The organism is Bacillus sp. UNC437CL72CviS29 (assembly GCF_000482345.1).
Classification (GTDB): Bacteria; Bacillota; Bacilli; order Bacillales; family Bacillaceae_G; genus Bacillus_A; species Bacillus_A arachidis.
The window spans coordinates 17,798-34,250 of the sequence record NZ_AXVB01000005.1 but is presented as its reverse complement, the minus strand read 5'-3'; the positions used below and the strand labels follow the sequence as shown (position 1 = coordinate 34,250).

Below are 16,453 nucleotides of genomic sequence, written 5' to 3'. Positions count from 1 at the left end.
CTCCTACTTGGATTCAGCCGCTGAGCCCATATGAGCAAGCACACCCAAAATATCTTGATAAAAATCCTCACGTGTTCCTTGGCGTTTCAATTCTTTATAAAGTAGTCCATCTTGAATAAACAGAATCCGCTGACAATAACTTGCACTAAATGCATCATGCGTTACCATTAATATACTTACTCCATGATTTTCATGTAAATCTTGCATCGCTTCTAGCAAACTTTTTGCATTTTTGCTATCAAGTGCACCTGTTGGTTCATCCGCTAATACAATAGCTGGATTATGTACTAAAGCCCGCGCCGCAGCTGTTCTCTGTTTTTGTCCACCAGAAACAGCTGATGGATACTTTGTTAAAATCTCCACAATATCCAGTTTCTTTGCAACCTCATTTACTTTCCCGCTTACCTCACTTGAAGGCACTCCTTGTAATGAAAGTGGCAAAGCAATATTCTCATAAATCGAGAGATTTTCAAGCAAATTAAAATCTTGGAAAATGAATCCTAGTTTTTGAGAACGAAAATCTGATAAAGCGTTCCCCTTCATTGAAGTAATATCTGTGCCTGCTATTGTCACACTTCCTCCTGTTGCATAATCAAGTGTACTAATTACATTAAGTAATGTTGTTTTCCCAGATCCAGAAGGACCCATAATCCCAACAAATTCCCCTTCTTGTATCGTGAGTGATACCCCTCTTAATGCTTTTGACTGGCTTTCATTTCTTTTACCATATGTTTTCTCCACACTTTCTACTGTCACTACATTTGTTGCCATTCCTATCACTCCATCCCATTTTGTATATCATTACTTTGCCATACACTTCTTAGATTTCTCCTACATAAATTCTTAATATTTCTTAAATTTTCTATCCTCTATAACGAAATTGATAAGCCCCCTTATTTCTTAATATTCTCACTTTTATTTGCAATTTTCCTGCGATTTATCTTACATTCACCTTACATTTTTGTAAGGTAGATTTTGAATAAGTAAGCGAAAACAACTATTAATAATTTGCTTATCGTAATAAAAAATCACACCACTTTTAATAAGCGGTGTGATTTTTTATTATTGAGAACATTTATTATAAATTTCATTCTGTACGTTTTCCATAAATTCAGTTAGTGATACAACTTCTGATTTTTCTTCTCCGTATTTACGCACATTTACCGATCCATTCTCCACTTCTTTATCCCCTATAACAAGAACATATGGTACCTTTTGAATCTGAGCTTCCCGTATTTTATACCCTAATTTTTCACTACGAATATCTCGTTTAACTCGAATACCTGCCTGTTTGAGCTTTTCTTCCATTTCTTTTGTATATTGATCATGAGCTAAAGTAGAAACAGGAATTACGTTTACTTGAACTGGAGCTAACCACGCCGGGAATGCTCCCCCAAAATGTTCAATTAATATTCCTAAGAATCGATCAAAAGAGCCTAATACAGCACGGTGGATAACAACTGGTCTTCTTTTCTCATTTCTCTCATCAATATAATTCAAATCAAATTTCTCTGGCATTTGGAAATCAAGTTGAACTGTTCCACATTGATGGCTTCTTTGTAAAGCATCCTTAATATGAAAATCAATTTTCGGTCCGTAAAATGCTCCATCTCCTTCATTTACTCTATAATTATAATTCAATGATTTCAGCACATTCTCGAGAGACGATTCAGCTTGGTCCCATAGCTCATCATCCCCCATTGAATCTTCAGGTCTTGTTGAAAGCTCAACTTCATATTCAAAACCAAATGTTCTGTAGACATAGTCAATTTGTTTTAACACTGACTTTATTTCACTTTCTATTTGTTCAGGTGTCACAAATAAATGTGCATCATCCTGACAGAATGTACGAACTCTTAGTAGCCCATTCAACGCACCGCTGAATTCGTGGCGATGTACTTGACCAAATTCACACATTCGGATTGGTAAATCACGATAGGAATGTAATTTATTTTTAAAAATAAGCATGTGTCCAGGGCAATTCATCGGTTTTAATGCAAAGCTTTTGTGGTCTACTTCTGAAAAATACATATTATCTTTATAATGATCCCAGTGCCCCGATTCTTCCCATAATCCTTGATTCATCATAATAGGAGTGCGCACTTCTTGATAATCGTATTTTTGTTGTATTTCTCTTAAAAAGGACTCTAATTCATTTCGAATAATTTGTCCTTTCGGTAAATAGAAGGGCATTCCTGGTGCTTCTTCCGAGAACATAAATAACTCAAGTTCATTTCCTAGCTTGCGATGATTTCTCTTTGCTGCTTCTTCTAAAAACCGCAAATAGTTTTCTAATTCTTTTTGAGAAGAAAACGCAACGCCATATATACGCTGAAGTACTTGATTATTACTATCTCCTCGCCAATATGCACCTGAAACATGAGTTAATTGAAATGCTTTCAAGTAACCAGTTGACGGCAAATGCGGGCCACGGCATAAATCAACAAATTCTCCTTGTTTATAAATTGTTACAAGTTCATTTTCAGGGATTGCTTCTAAAAGCTCTAACTTTAAGTGATCATTTATATCTTGAAAAACTTTTTTCGCTTCCTTCCTAGTAATTTCAACTCGTTCCATCTTCAAGTTTTCATTTATAATATTTTGCATTTCATTTTCAATTTTAGGTAAGTCTTCAACACCTATACTACCTGGAAGATCCATATCATAATAAAAACCATTTTCAATAACAGGTCCTACACCAAGTTTTACATCGCCATATATTCTTTTTACAGCCTGCGCTAATATATGTGCAGCAGTATGTCTCGCAACTTCTACTCCTTCATCTGAATCCATAGTTATAATTTGAATTTCTGCATCCTGTTCGATATTTCGACGTAAGTCAAATAATTGATCATTCACCTTTCCGGCTACTGCTTTCTTTTTTAAACTCGAACTAATTGAGTCTGCAATCTCTTCTAGCGTAATTCCTTTTACAAATTCTTTGGCACTACCATCTGGAAAAATAATCTTAATCATCTGTTCTCTCATTTTCATCGCTCCATTTCATAAATAAAAAAGCACACTCATCCCTAATAATAGGGACGAGCGTGCTTTTTACCTTAAGTCCATTAGTGCAGCTCTAAGGTGGTAAGTTATTTTCCTGCGTTAGGAAGTTCTCAGCATTCCTTCCTTCTCTGTACAACCGTTTAAAATAACTCGTGTCCTTTTCTTCGCTTATTATAAAATTAAAAATAAAAAAGCATACTCATCCCTAATAATAGGGACGAATATGCTTATATTCGTGGTTCCACCCAGATTCCCATCATACTAAACATACAATGGCTTCTTTTGCGGTAACGTCGCTTACACGGCACTAGATACTTTCATTTTCCCTAGTGCAGCTCTAAGGTGGTAAGTTATTTTCCTGCGTTAGGAAGTTCTCAGCATTCCTTCCTTCTCTGTATAACCGTTAAAAATAACTCGTGTCCTCTTCTTTGCTTTTGCAATACATCCATTTATTGTTATTTACTATATCCTATTCATTTTATTTTTGCAAGTGTCAAAAAACATTTTTTGCTCAATAAAAAAAGGAAACCAAAAACAAATTTCATGTTTTTTGATTTCCCCTACCCTTTTTACCAATCTTGCGGTTCGTAGTTTAAATCTGCAAATAATCTTTTTTTCTCTTTCTTCGTTAAATCTCTCCATTGTCCAACAGGTAAATTATTCAACTGGATATTCATAATTCGCGTACGTTTTAATGTGTAAACTTGATAACCTAAAGCCTCACACATACGACGAATTTGGCGATTCAATCCTTGTGTTAAAATAATTTGGAATTCATATTTTGATAACTGTGTTATTTCACAAGGAAGTGTTTTTGTTCCTAAAATTTTAACACCCGCTGCCATTTGTTTTAAAAATTCAGGCGTAATCGGCTTATCTACTGAAACAATATATTCTTTTTCATGTTTATTTTCAGCACGTAAAATTTCATTAATAATATCGCCATCATTCGTTAACAAAATTAAACCGTCTGAATCTTTATCAAGACGTCCAACGTGATTAATTCGTAAAGGATGATTTACTAAATCGATAATGTTACCTTTAACTGCCTTTTCACTTGTACATGTAATACCTACTGGTTTATTTAAAGCGATATACACATGGTCTCGAGCAATTCGAAGCTGCTCTCCATTTACTCGCACGTCATCACCTGGTTGTACTTGGTCACCTATTTTTGCAACCTTTCCGTTAATAATTACTCTTCTTTCATTAATTAACTTATCTGCTCCACGTCTAGATGCTTTTCCAGATTCACTAATAAATTTATTAATACGCAAGTTAGGCACATCCTTTTCTCTAAAAAATTCAAGCTCACACTGCTTCTACCGTACAATCACAAAAGGGTAAGCCTCCTAATATAACTTAAATATATTAACATGAAAGGGTATCTGACGTCTTCTATAAATTTCATGTTTAAAAGAATTCATCTCATTGAACGAGATACCAATCATACATTCATTCACTGCACACCTTCTACTTTTAAAACTAACAATTCATACAACAATAACTATTAAAAGCATTTATCCTAGATATAACATCATTTATTTACTTTTTTCATAATTAATATACAGACCATTCTTCTATACACGCAACTTGCTTTCCATTTATACTTTCAACATCCATAGTTACATTAGCTAACGCATATAATCTAGGGAAAATTTCTTTCACATAACGGTGATGTGACATTTCATTTTCCCAAAAAGAAAGAACGACATAGCGATTGGAGTTTTTAAGAGATCTTCCCACAACACCACCTAACATTCCTTCTGATTTTTCCATTCCTTTATTCCAAATTGTTTCTTGTATATGTAAAAAGTTCTCTTCCCTGCCTCTTTTCACATCACAAACTGCTACCCTGACAAATAGATTTTTTACAAGTGCATTCGTAAATGAAGTAGCTTTCATATCAAATAACGTTTGAAATAACTCTATTTTACAAGATAAATACGTATCCTTTTGATTGCTATTATGAAAAATTGGATCATGCATTTCATTCATAAATTTTTGATATGTATCCATGTTTCCCCATACAGTAAATATACAGGCCTCATCTTCATTCCAGCCCCCGAACTGTCCATAAAATCCCTCTAGATTTTGTAAACCTCCCCATTTCTCTTGCGCCTCTGAAAATAAACCCTTTTTCTCTTTTTCAACCTGACAAAATATCATTTTTAATAACATGCTGCTCCCCCTTACTATAACTAAAAAATGGCACTATTTGTTTACATAATAAAATTATGTTTTGTTTCATTCACTATTATTTAAATAATAATTCGCTTCTTTTATCATCCAACTCCCAAAGTTATCTAAATATGCTGTAATTTCCATTATGTCGTCTATAGGATTAACTGCATATTGTAGCGCTTTCCTCATATTTTGTTCTTGTTCTGGAAAATGCTTATTAAACAACTCATACGCTGGATAAAGGTCTCTAGAATAAAGTCCTTCTTTATCAATTGTTAATGCTAATCCTGCTCTAACTATGATTTTCATAATCCAGCTGCAACAATCTATTATATCCTCCCTACCTTTATTATGAATTAGCTCTTCACGCGCTTGTTCAATTTGTATCTGTAAATATTTCAGGTGTTCATGAGCTAATTCTTGACTTACTTTATATTTAGGTAGCTGTGATCTTATATCTTCACCGAATATACATACTCCATGTGTTTGAATCATAAAACTTATAAATGAAAAACGACTGGAATGTAACACTTCTTCTACTTCATAAAAACTTAATTCCACCCCAGATATACAACCAAATTTTCGAAGCAATTGTTGCTCTATATTTTCACTCCATTCCAAGTCTATTGTTCTCGGATCTTTTCGAACGAATATAATTGTGTCTATATCTGCAATCCCCTCTATTCCAATCCCTCTTGGAACAGACCCTCTAATGTAAATGCTATGCAAATCATCCTGTAACGATTGAAAACACGCATTCTTTACTTCTTGTATTACCTCCAGAAAAACTGGTTGAATATTATTGATATGTGAATCATTTATAATGTATCCTTTGTCATCTACGGGACAAAAACGACCTATTTTCTTAATAATTGACAATCAATCAGCTCATTTCTATATAAAGTGTTATATACAAATTAATTATAAAACAAAAGATTCGGAATAAAAACAAAAAGGAACCTTACCATGGTATGCTTATAATATATTTACTAAATAACTCAATAAAAGGAGTATATTGATAATGAAACTCACATTCTCAGTAACTGATTCAACCTTTCCTATCTCCTTTTTGAAATACTACAGTATGCCCATCTTCTCCAAGGTTCTCCCACCCCTTCGCGTTTGAAATAGGCATTAGACTTATATATTGATAATCTGCTTGATTGTCATCTTCAATATGAATAGCTGACATAGGAACTGGAAAATCTTCAATCTTTGATTCTTTCGTCATGAATATTAGCGCCAATAGCCCCCTAAAACTAATACCATAATTATATTAGAGTATATTTCCCATCTCTTTTTCTCCATCGAAAACCTCATCCTTATATGTTATTAAAAGTAATATCATTTAATATTTTATTCTTACTGTATAATCCCATTATTATTTATTTCTCCAGTCCCTTCCTTTTTTCGACAAAATACAACAACTTCTACCTATGTAACTTGTTATTATAGATTAATACAGCTTATGTTTTTCATATTAGGAGGAAATACCAAATGAAAAAATCGTTCTATAAAAAATGGTGCCTTTGTCTTTTTAGCACACTGATAATTGCCAGCATTGGGGTCATTATTTTTTCGAACTACACGAAGGAGAAAAAAATTCAAACTGTTAAAGAACCTGTCGATAAAAAAATCTATCAACAAGAATTAAAATCCCCAATTGATTTACTTACTACAAACTATGATAATATCGTGGAGCATGATTGGTTACCGACATGGACTGAACTAAATTCAAATCCAGGTAACATAAATACAGCTGATTTACTAGATAAAATGAATAGTATAGCAAACCAGTTCAACGAGATCTCTAAAAAAACGGAGATCTTTAAAGTTGAAGAGAAAATAAAAGATCCTGCAATAAAGCAGAAAATAGAGCATTTTAAAACTGCGTTTACAGCAGCTTCAAATTGTATGGAAAATGCTGCATTATCTGTTACGCAAGGCTTAAACAATGAGAAACCTTTAAAAGATAGTCTAGAAAATGCTACGCAATCTTTAGGTCTTGCTGATCAAAATATTGTCATAGCTTTATCTACATTAGCTGAAGTAGAAGGTAAATTAGGGATAACAAAAAAATAAATTAACTACACCATTCCCTTCCATTTTGAGAAATAAAATTTTTGTTTAAAATTATTTTCCAATAAAAAATGATTGCAATTCATTTATACGGAACCTATAATGTTGTTTATTGATTATGTAAAAATCATTTCATATCAATATGTTTAAGCTTCTAATCACATAATTCGGATGAACCATTCAGGAGAAGATCAATTGATCTACCGACGGGGCAAAAAGTTGATGACTCAGCTTTGAAACTCTCAGGTCTTGGTTACAAGTAGAACTGCATGGGGACGAATCTCTGGAGAGACTCCCTCTCGCCTATCATATAGTGCGGAGGAAACAGAGCACCGAAGGAGCAAATCCGCTTGTATTAGCGGATAATCTCTCAGGTAAAAGGACAGAGACAAGAGAAAGAAAACGCCGATTTGCATCGGTTTATTTTTCTATTCCTTGTTTCTCCAGAGACCATTTCATTTATGTGAAGTGGTTTTTTATTTTTTCTAAAAGGAGAATAAAGATGGAGACAGTAAGTAAAGTATTAGAACAAATCAATCACTACGTATGGGGATTACCGACCTTATTCCTCCTAGTCGGAACTGGAATCATTCTCACAGTGCGTCTAAAAGGGTTACAGTTTAGCAAACTATTATACGCTCACAAACTAGCATTTCGAAAATCAGAAGATACATCTTCTTCCGGAGATATTAGTCATTTCCAAGCGCTCATGACAGCGATGGCCGCTACCATCGGAATGGGAAATATAGCTGGGGTCGCAACTGCTGTTACAATTGGTGGACCTGGGGCAATATTTTGGATGTGGATTACTGCATTGTTCGGTATGGCCACGAAATATGCAGAAGCGATCCTCGCGGTAAAATATCGTGTAAATAATGAAAACGGCGAATATTCCGGCGGTCCGATGTATTACTTAGAACGTGGGTTAGGGAAAAAATGGCTAGCTATTTTATTTGCTATTTTCGGAACAACCGCTTCTTTTGGAATCGGAAATATGGTCCAATCGAATTCTGTTGCAGAAGCTATGAGAATAAACTTTTCATTCCCTCCTGCTTTAACTGGTATATTAATGGCTTTCTTAATTGCGATTGTTATTTTAGGTGGCGTGAAAAAAATCGGGAAAGTCACTGGATTTTTCGTTCCACTTAAAGCTTTCTTTTATGTCATTTCAGGTCTTATAATCGTTTTTTATCACTTTGATCAAGTTCCAGAAGCATTTTCACTTATTTTTTCTGGTGCATTTCAAGGCACTGCAGCTGCTGGTGGTTTTATCGGGGCTACGGTTGCTTCCGCTATTCAAATCGGGATGGCACGCGGAGTGTTTGCCAATGAAGCAGGTTTAGGAAGTGCGCCAATTGCTGCAGCTGCTGCAAAAACAGATTCACCTGCTAAACAAGCGCTTGTGTCAATGACAGGAACTTTTCTTGATACATTTATTGTTTGCACAATTACTGGTTTAGTATTAATTACAACGGGTGCCTGGAAATCCGGAAAAACTGGTGTTGAAGCGACAACACTTGCTTTCCAATCTGTATTTGGCAATGCTGGTAGCGTGATTCTTGGTATTGCAATCATTTTATTCGCCTACTCCACTATTTTAGGATGGTCTTATTATGGTGAAAAATGTGTAGCCTATTTATTCGGACAAGGTGCTGTACAATACTATAAAGTCATCTTCATTGTAATGATTGCAATTGGTGCCAACTTAAAACTCGGAATCGTGTGGACATTCGCTGATATTGCAAATGGACTTATGGCTATTCCAAACTTAGTTGGCCTAATTGGATTAAGTGGTGTTGTGGTAGCAGAAACAAATCGATTTTTACAAGCCGAAAAGCTCAAAGCATCAAATGAAAAAATTGTAAGTTAATAAAACTTAGAAACAAAGGGTACCCCATATAAAAATGGAGTACCCTTTACTTATATCACTCTTATATAATTTCTTATACAGTACTATTTTTCACATAATTGGTGATGTCATTAATTTTTTCAAATACTTTAAGTTTGATGTAAAAACCTCAGGCGCATACCAATTTATATAAGCACTCGGACATTTGACCTCATCAATATTTGTATTCTCGCTGACTAATAACGTTAATTCTTCTATATACTCTATTACTTTTCTCAAGTCTGGTTTTACACCCACAGTGCCATGTCCTGGTACTACCTTATTAATTTCAAATTCCTCAATCAATTCTAACATACGCTTCCATTCTTGAAGATTAGATTCTTCAAAAAAGGTAGGATGTGACTTCACAAATAATAAATCTCCCATAAAACAAATTTTTTCTTTAGGTAAGTAAAGAATCGTATCACAAACGGAATGCCCTCCGCCTAACGTAATCAATTTTGCAGTTCTTTTCGAACCGTGTATAGTAAATTCATTTTGGAAAGAACATTGGGGTAATACAAGTTGTAGTGTAGGTAATGAAATGGCTAACTGATTTAAGAATGAAATCTGTTTTCGTAAGCCTACATCATTTGTTTGAGTGAATTGATCTTGTAGGGATTGTAAATATATATGTAAACCTTCTATGTCTTGTTTCTGTTTATCAATTCTGGAAGAATGAATTTTTTCCATTTGCTCGTATGTTGTATGACTAGATATGATAGTACAATTTTCAAAAATCTGATTCCCACGAATATGGTCTCCGTGCCAATGACTATTAATAACCCATGATATAGGTTGGCCAGTTATTTCTTCTGCTATCTTTTTTAAATCCGCTGCAGCTTGTTGTGTATTAAATGTATCAAAAATAATAGCTTGATCCCCCATATCAATAAAACCAGCATTTGCTAAGGAACCTCCTCCTTCTTTTGCGATTGCCGCGTAAATACCATCTTCTAATTTCTCAACCATAAAATGCTCGCTACTGCATTCATTGTACATTTCTTTCCCCTCTTTTCCTTATTTTTATATAACTACATGCTTATCTCACAAAATATAATTCTAGTTTCTTAGGTTTTGCTTCTTTATCCGCTTTAACAATACCAATTTCCTTTATTATATTTTTTTGTATAGATTTATATCTTACATGTGCCTTAAATTCTGATTCAAAAGGAAACGGCGTAATTCGAATCTTTTTTTTATCTATCCATTCAGCTGTTAACGGTTTATTTGTAATAGTGTTAAAAATTTCAGTGCCTTCAAATCCTTCTTTAAATAAATCAATTTCTTCTTTTTTCGTTACACCAGGTTCATTCATACAAGCATATAAAGATAACTCATCGCAAAACTTCAAAAGTTTATAATGCTTATCAAACATAGCATGTTGTTTTTTTGTTAGCGTTTTCAAAAATTTCTTTTGACGATCCAATTCCTGTTTATAAAACTCTATCATTTCCTGATCGTCTTGGTTAAGAGGGAATGATATAAAATGCTTACTACATAGTATAGCACCGTACGGATTTGTATTTTCAATCTCATTTAGCCCTAATGTATAAAAAACAAACCTTAGCGAACTCGGACAATCCATAAACGTATAAGGTGTATTTTTAGCATCATTCCAAAATGGTGTTTTATCTAAGCCGATCCACCCTCTATCATGTTCATAAATCGCATTCATACACTCTTTTAAATATGTCTTATCTTCAAATGCATCTTTTCTAAAATTTCTTGCAAATTCTCCCGCCAAAAATCCATGTTCATGCTGCCGAATTAATATGATTTCGTCTAACTTTGTACGAATAATCATAATTAAATTCCCCCTCTCTTCTATTTTATATATCTGATTTATTATAATCTATATGAATTCGCCTATTTTAAGGAACAATTAATATAAATTCACTCATATCTTGCAGGGATTCTGCCTCTTTCACCGAAATTAAGATAACAGTGTAATCCAAGCAACTTTTACTTTTCACAAATCTTTCTACATTCTTTTACTCATCATCGAAATAGACCTAGACAAAAAATAATATGGGGTGAAAAAATGAACAAAACTGAATTAATTAAAAATGTAGCTCAAACTGCCGATATTTCACAAAAGGAAGCTTCAGTAGCTGTTCAATCTGTATTTGATACAATTACGAATGCTTTACAAACTGGTGACAAAGTACAACTTATTGGTTTTGGAACATTTGAGGTACGCGAGAGAGCTGCACGTACAGGTCGCAATCCTCAAACGGGTGAAGAAATCCAAATCGCAGCTGGAAAAGTACCGGCATTTAAAGCAGGGAAAGAATTAAAGGAAGCTGTAAAATGAAACAATAATAGACCAGTCCTTTAATAGGCTGGTCTATTATTATCTTTTAATCGGTAAATTTCTCCTCAAAAAACCTAAACACTAAACATCCTAATTTGAAATGAATCTTTTATACTCTATTTTTATTTCTAGTCTATAAAGATTCCTCCATACTTGTACGTACGAAATAACACCGATAAATCGTCCTGATTTTTATAAATCAATCAATGCATCGCCTGCTTTTGTTAATGACTATTCATCTAGTGAGCCAGACCCTTCATCGATGAACATTGTTTCAATAGAAATGCCACCTTCATAAGATTGGATGACATCTGCCATACCAAATGCTAGACAAAGTGATGCGTTAAACCAGACAATGTTTTTACGTCACGTGTTTGGCCAGTGTATGCATCGTATACGGAAACCGTTAGATTCTCGTAGCATACGGAGATTGTTCTACAATGTAACTGAAAAACTTGGGCTACCTAGAATACGATTTCATGATTTACGACATACTCACGCTACGTTGTTGATACAACAAAACGTTAATGTAAAATTAATTTCAGAACGACTAGGTCACGCTGATATAGGTACGACATTAAATACGTACAGTCACGTACTTCCTGATATGCAACGTTCTGTAGCTGAAAAGCTCGACGAAGTATTCGAAAAGTGTGACCGCTAGTGTGACTTGGGACTAAAATAACGTTCAAAATGCTGGGTAAATTAGAAGGGTTCAGGGTATTACTTCACCACAAACCTAGTCTGACTACAACCATCCTTCTGTTTTGTTACTTCAAGTACTGCCGGCATTGCATTCTTCAACTCTTGTACGTGCGAAATAACACCGATAAATCGTCCTGATTTTTGTAAATCAATCAATGCATCGACTGCTTTTGTTAATGACTCTTCATCTAGTGAGCCAAACCCTTCATCGATGAACATTGTTTCAATAGAAATGCCGCCTTCATAAGATTGAATGACATCTGCCATACCAAGTGCTAGACAAAGTGATGCGTTAAATTTCTCTCCACCAGACAATGTTTTTACGTCACGTGTTTGGCCAGTGTATGCATCGTATACATCTAATCCTAGTCCACTTTGACGATTTCTTTTTTCAACTCGTTCACTCCGTTTTAAATAGAATTGTCCATTTGATAGTTTACGAAGTCTTTCGTTAGCAATTTGAACAATTTGTTCTAGATACTCAATTAAAATGTAACGTTCAAAAGAAATACGGCTTTCATTATCCCCTTTCATAACCTCATATAAATCAACAAGCTCTTGAAAAGCTTTTTCCTCTTCATGAATTTGTTCGTCGATTCGTTTAATGTTTTCATATAGATCAGAAATATATGCAACTGCACTTTGAGTACGTTGGCGTTTTTCTTTTGTAATATCGAGCTGAATTTCTAGTTCCTTCATTTGTTCTTCTAGAACTGTAATATCCACCCATTCTTTTCCCTCTAATTCATTTGCTAATTCTTCAATTTGTTTCGCTAATACTTCAAGTGATGAATAGTATTTTTGAATTCGATCTTGCAGATGTTTCATTTCTACATCTGTTAATTTCGCTGCTTTATAACCTTGTTGATCGATAAATTCACCTTTTTCAAGCTCTTTCGTAAATCGTACAAAAGTCTCTTCTCTCTTCTCTTTTGCACTGTTCACTTGTTTTACAACCCCATCATGCTCAGCTTGCACACGTATATTTTCATTTTGCCAATGTTGATACGCTTCTTGAACTTTTTTCCATTCCTCTTCCATAAAACGGAGTGTGCTTGCAGCTTGATCAAATTGCTGCTTCCACGCTTCTAATGTTTGTAAGTCCTCAGGAATTTTCTGCTGATCATGTTCATAGAACGTACGAAGTTGCATACACTCCATCTCAGTACCGTGCTGCATCACTTCAACTTCACGCTTTTGTTTCTGTAATTCTTCTAATTTTTCTTCAAACTTTTTCAGACTTTGTGCTAGTTGTTTGCGCTTTTCTTCACTTTCTTTTAATGAGTTTACATCAGCTGCTAGTTGTTTTCCTTGTTGCACCAATGCACGATAGGTTTCAACTAATTTTTCTGAGCGATATCCACGCTTCGCGACTTCTTCTATCACTTGTTCATATTGTAGGCGATAGAAATTCCATTTTTCTTCTAATTGAATGTGCAATTTTTCGGCAGCATTCTTATTTTCTCGCAGCTCATTTAACTGTTTTTCATCAATGGAATCTCCTTGCTCTGTAGCTTTCTTTGGGTGAGCCGTGCTACCACATACTGGGCAAGATTCTCCTTCATAAAGATGAAGTGCTAATACCCCAGCTTGTTCGTTTAACCAGCGACTTTCCATATCTTCATAGGCTTTAACTGCTAATTCCAGCCTTTGATAGGCAGTATCTTTTTCTTGTTCATATTTTTGTTTTTCTTGCCAAACGTCATATGCTTGCTTTAAGACTTTTGCATCTTCTCGCATATTTGTTAGTTCTTCCACTTTTTCTACATACTGCTCAAGTGCTACTTCTAACTGTTGCAGTTCTCCAGCTATTTGCTGTTTTTGAGAATTTTGCTCTTCTAGTTGCTTCTCAAACTTATAAAGACCAGCTTTCAATTTCTCACTCTGAAGTTCTGCCTTTTGTAATTTTGATTTTTTCTCTGCTAATGAAGCAATGATTGGCTGTAATTCTTCCAATCTTTGTACGTTCTTCTTACCTTCTTCACGTGCAGATTCCTTCCCTTTTAACTCTTCATATTTTGCATGAGCCAGTTCAAACGCCTTAACTGTTTGTTCTTTCTTTACAGATATTTGTTTCAGCAATCGTTCCGTATTTTGTTCGGTTTGCATCGCTTCTTCATACCATTGTTCAAATGGTAATAATCGTTTTGCTTGTTCTGCACGTTTAAATCGTTGCTCCTCTATTTCTATTTGCGCACGATTTTCTTGTAAGTTTGTTTGTTGTTCTTGTTTCATCTGTAAATCTTTTAATTTTTCGTTAACAGATTTCGCTGCATGAAAACGATCTTCTACAACTTTTAATTGTTGCGTTTGTGCTACTTGTTGCATTTGTAATTGTTCAACTTCCGCTTCATAACAACTTGTTTCTTGTTCAAGCGCTTCAACTACTTGGTGCGTATTGACATGTTCTTGCTGCACTAGTGTCTCTAATACCGAACCGTCTCGAACTGGTAACTTAAAAACATTTCGGAAGTATAGTTCTTTTTCTTTTTGTTTTTCTTGCAAAATGTCTTTCCACTGTTTCCGCTTTTGATCTAATAGTTCACGCATTAATTTATAACGATCTGTTTTAAAAATACGGCGTAATATCTCTTCTTTATTTTCCGTTTCAGATGTTAATAGTTTTCGGAACTCCCCTTGCGGAAGCATGACAATTTGACTAAATTGATGTTTGCTTAGTCCGATTAGCTCCTCGACCTTTTTGTTCACGTCTGTTACATGAAAACGGTCTACACATGGAGCCTTCTCATCATCTATTACTTCAAATAATTCAACAGCATGCCCAGTAATTGTTTTATTCCCTTGTTTTTTATGACCAAGCTGCCTTTTAATTTCATATTGTTTACCTTTCAATTGAAAGGTTAATTCTACACTCGTATATACATTGTCATCAGCAAATTGGCTGCGAAGCATACTTGTATCACTGCGTTCTTCTCCGCTCGCTTCTCCATATAACACATAACAAATCGCATCAAATATCGTCGTTTTTCCCGCACCCGTATTTCCTGAAATGGCAAAAATACGATGATCACCAAGATCACTAAAATCGATAACTTCTCGCTGTTTATATGGACCAAACGCTGTCATAATAAGCTGAAGTGGTCTCATCCTCGTTCACCTTCCCGTTCCTGCACTGTTTGTAATACTTCTAAGAAAAGACGCTCTTTCTCTTCTGATAAATTTGAGCCCTTCATTTCTTTATAAAAGGCTTTTAAAAGAGATAAATCATCTGTTTTATGTCTAGATACGGTCATTTCATTTGATTCTGTAAGTTCCCGCCTTTGTATAGAACGTTCAACATGCATTGCATTTGGATATACAGAACGAATTTTCTCCATCGGTTGCAATACAGGATTTTCATCTAATAGTTTAACGAAAACATAATCTTCGCTGGTCGGATGTTTTAATAAATCATCTATTTTCGCTTCTACTGTTCGCATTTGGCGACGAGGGGTAAATAAGCGTTTCTCTATTGTTGTTTGTCCTGTTTCATCTAATTCAACAATGTAATATCCTTTCTTATGACGCTCTTCAGAAATGGAATATGCAAGGGGTGAACCTGAATAGCGAATTGTTTCATTACGGACAAAATGCGCTTGATGTAAATGACCAAGCGCCGTGTAATGAAACTTGTCAAAATAGTGGCTATTTACGTATTCAGCACCACCAATAGAAAGCGGCCGCTCTGCATCACTCGTGTTGTCTTCTGCTTCACCTGAAGAAGTAACAAATGCATGTCCTACAAATACGTGTCTTGCTTCTTGATCCATTGTTTCCGAAAGTTCATTCATAAAAATACGCATCGCATCATCATGTGAACGAATATCTTCATTTTTCATAACGTGTCTTACAATACTTGGATCAGCATACGGAACTAAATGAAAATGTACCTCTCCATACGCATCCTTTAAAACAACTGGTTCATAAGGGAATCGGAATTGTCCCACAATATGCAATCCTTGTTTCTTCATTAAACTACTGCCAAAATGGATACGATCTGGACTATCATGATTCCCTGCTACTGCAATTACTGGCGTTTGTAAATCAATCACTATTTTTTGTAATACATCATTTAATAAGTCTACTGCTTCTGTCGGAGGAATTGCTCGGTCGTATAAATCACCTGCAATAATTACGGCATCTGGTTTTTCTTCTTCCACAGCTTGAACGAACTGCTCTAAAACAATTTGTTGATCTTCGGTCATATATACACCGTGAACAAGTTTTCCTAAATGCCAATCCGCTGTATGAAATAACTTCATCTTTCCCTTCCT

Annotated in this window: 13 protein-coding genes, 2 pseudogenes, 1 riboswitch and 1 other annotated feature; of the genes and pseudogenes, 4 read left to right on the top strand and 11 right to left on the bottom strand. The window is 34.8% G+C overall.

Annotated features, from left to right (window positions below):
- Positions 1 to 3 precede the first annotated feature (3 nt).
- From M014_RS0105325 to M014_RS26445, 6 genes are all read right to left on the bottom strand, one after another.
- Complete coding sequence (locus M014_RS0105325) at positions 4 to 771, bottom strand: ABC transporter ATP-binding protein (RefSeq protein ID WP_026590794.1); 768 nt, start codon at positions 769 to 771, stop codon at positions 4 to 6.
- Between the two features lie 291 nt (positions 772 to 1,062).
- Positions 1,063 to 2,988, bottom strand: a complete 1,926-nt coding sequence (gene thrS / locus M014_RS0105320; RefSeq protein WP_026590793.1) for a threonine--tRNA ligase — start codon at positions 2,986 to 2,988, stop codon at positions 1,063 to 1,065.
- Positions 2,989 to 3,216: 228 nt separating this feature from the next.
- Positions 3,217 to 3,444: a binding site (T-box leader), on the bottom strand.
- A gap of 131 nt (positions 3,445 to 3,575) precedes the next feature.
- A complete protein-coding gene (gene rluF / locus M014_RS0105315) occupies positions 3,576 to 4,283 on the bottom strand; it encodes a 23S rRNA pseudouridine(2604) synthase RluF (protein ID WP_017149579.1) in 708 nt (235 codons plus the stop codon).
- 283 nt (positions 4,284 to 4,566) lie between these two features.
- The gene (locus M014_RS0105310) at positions 4,567 to 5,187 is read right to left on the bottom strand and encodes a DUF4937 domain-containing protein (protein WP_026590792.1); all 621 of its coding nucleotides are present in this window, start codon (positions 5,185 to 5,187) and stop codon (positions 4,567 to 4,569) included.
- A 66-nt stretch (positions 5,188 to 5,253) separates the two neighbouring features.
- Positions 5,254 to 6,069: a nucleotidyltransferase gene (locus M014_RS0105305; protein ID WP_026590791.1), complete on the bottom strand. Its 816-nt coding sequence runs from the start codon at positions 6,067 to 6,069 to the stop codon at positions 5,254 to 5,256.
- 169 nt (positions 6,070 to 6,238) lie between these two features.
- Complete coding sequence (locus tag M014_RS26445) at positions 6,239 to 6,421, bottom strand: hypothetical protein (protein ID WP_081810968.1); 183 nt, start codon at positions 6,419 to 6,421, stop codon at positions 6,239 to 6,241.
- Positions 6,422 to 6,687: 266 nt separating this feature from the next.
- On the opposite strand from M014_RS26445, the gene M014_RS0105295 reads away from it, so the two are divergent.
- Positions 6,688 to 7,272 (top strand): hypothetical protein, encoded by a 585-nt coding sequence (locus M014_RS0105295; RefSeq protein ID WP_026590790.1) that lies wholly within the window; start codon positions 6,688 to 6,690, stop codon positions 7,270 to 7,272.
- Positions 7,273 to 7,542: 270 nt separating this feature from the next.
- A riboswitch (glycine riboswitch) is annotated at positions 7,543 to 7,665 on the top strand.
- A gap of 106 nt (positions 7,666 to 7,771) precedes the next feature.
- Complete coding sequence (locus tag M014_RS0105290) at positions 7,772 to 9,139, top strand: alanine/glycine:cation symporter family protein (protein ID WP_026590789.1); 1,368 nt, start codon at positions 7,772 to 7,774, stop codon at positions 9,137 to 9,139.
- 90 nt (positions 9,140 to 9,229) lie between these two features.
- Here M014_RS0105290 and M014_RS0105285 read toward each other — a convergent pair whose 3' ends face one another.
- Together M014_RS0105285 and M014_RS0105280 are read right to left on the bottom strand one after the other, a co-directional pair.
- A complete protein-coding gene (locus tag M014_RS0105285; protein WP_026590788.1) occupies positions 9,230 to 10,159 on the bottom strand; it encodes an MBL fold metallo-hydrolase in 930 nt (309 codons plus the stop codon).
- 40 nt (positions 10,160 to 10,199) lie between these two features.
- A complete protein-coding gene (locus M014_RS0105280) occupies positions 10,200 to 10,964 on the bottom strand; it encodes a DUF3891 family protein (RefSeq protein ID WP_026590787.1) in 765 nt (254 codons plus the stop codon).
- A gap of 237 nt (positions 10,965 to 11,201) precedes the next feature.
- On the opposite strand from M014_RS0105280, the gene M014_RS0105275 reads away from it, so the two are divergent.
- On the top strand, positions 11,202 to 11,474 hold the full coding sequence (locus M014_RS0105275) for an HU family DNA-binding protein (protein WP_026590786.1): 273 nt from the start codon (positions 11,202 to 11,204) through the stop codon (positions 11,472 to 11,474).
- Between the two features lie 195 nt (positions 11,475 to 11,669).
- Here the strand turns inward: M014_RS0105275 and M014_RS30570 are convergent.
- A pseudogene (locus M014_RS30570) lies at positions 11,670 to 11,884 on the bottom strand (hypothetical protein); the annotation flags it as partial.
- Here M014_RS30570 and M014_RS27895 point away from each other — a divergent pair.
- Positions 11,866 to 12,138: pseudogene (locus M014_RS27895) on the top strand (tyrosine-type recombinase/integrase); the annotation flags it as partial. The pseudogenes M014_RS30570 and M014_RS27895 overlap by 19 nt on opposite strands.
- A 59-nt stretch (positions 12,139 to 12,197) precedes the next feature.
- Here the strand turns inward: M014_RS27895 and M014_RS0105270 are convergent.
- The gene (locus M014_RS0105270; RefSeq protein WP_026590785.1) at positions 12,198 to 15,287 is read right to left on the bottom strand and encodes an AAA family ATPase; all 3,090 of its coding nucleotides are present in this window, start codon (positions 15,285 to 15,287) and stop codon (positions 12,198 to 12,200) included.
- Positions 15,284 to 16,441, bottom strand: coding sequence for an exonuclease SbcCD subunit D (locus M014_RS0105265; protein WP_026590784.1), 1,158 nt, complete (start codon positions 16,439 to 16,441; stop codon positions 15,284 to 15,286). Before M014_RS0105265 ends, M014_RS0105270 begins: the two co-directional genes overlap by 4 nt.
- Between the last annotated feature and the right edge of the window lie 12 nt (positions 16,442 to 16,453).

Bases quoted from the DNA above. Each gene is read 5' to 3' on its own strand.
- M014_RS0105280 (WP_026590787.1), bottom strand. From the start codon at position 10,964: ATGATTATTCGTACAAAGTTAGACGAAATCATATTAATTCGGCAGCAT.
- M014_RS26445 (WP_081810968.1), bottom strand. From the start codon at position 6,421: ATGACGAAAGAATCAAAGATTGAAGATTTTCCAGTTCCTATGTCAGCT.
- M014_RS0105285 (WP_026590788.1), bottom strand. From the start codon at position 10,159: ATGTACAATGAATGCAGTAGCGAGCATTTTATGGTTGAGAAATTAGAA.
- thrS (WP_026590793.1), bottom strand. From the start codon at position 2,988: ATGAGAGAACAGATGATTAAGATTATTTTTCCAGATGGTAGTGCCAAA.
- M014_RS0105265 (WP_026590784.1), bottom strand. From the start codon at position 16,441: ATGAAGTTATTTCATACAGCGGATTGGCATTTAGGAAAACTTGTTCAC.
- M014_RS0105275 (WP_026590786.1), top strand. From the start codon at position 11,202: ATGAACAAAACTGAATTAATTAAAAATGTAGCTCAAACTGCCGATATT.
- M014_RS0105325 (WP_026590794.1), bottom strand. From the start codon at position 771: ATGGCAACAAATGTAGTGACAGTAGAAAGTGTGGAGAAAACATATGGT.
- M014_RS0105310 (WP_026590792.1), bottom strand. From the start codon at position 5,187: ATGTTATTAAAAATGATATTTTGTCAGGTTGAAAAAGAGAAAAAGGGT.
- M014_RS0105270 (WP_026590785.1), bottom strand. From the start codon at position 15,287: ATGAGACCACTTCAGCTTATTATGACAGCGTTTGGTCCATATAAACAG.
- M014_RS0105290 (WP_026590789.1), top strand. From the start codon at position 7,772: ATGGAGACAGTAAGTAAAGTATTAGAACAAATCAATCACTACGTATGG.
- M014_RS0105295 (WP_026590790.1), top strand. From the start codon at position 6,688: ATGAAAAAATCGTTCTATAAAAAATGGTGCCTTTGTCTTTTTAGCACA.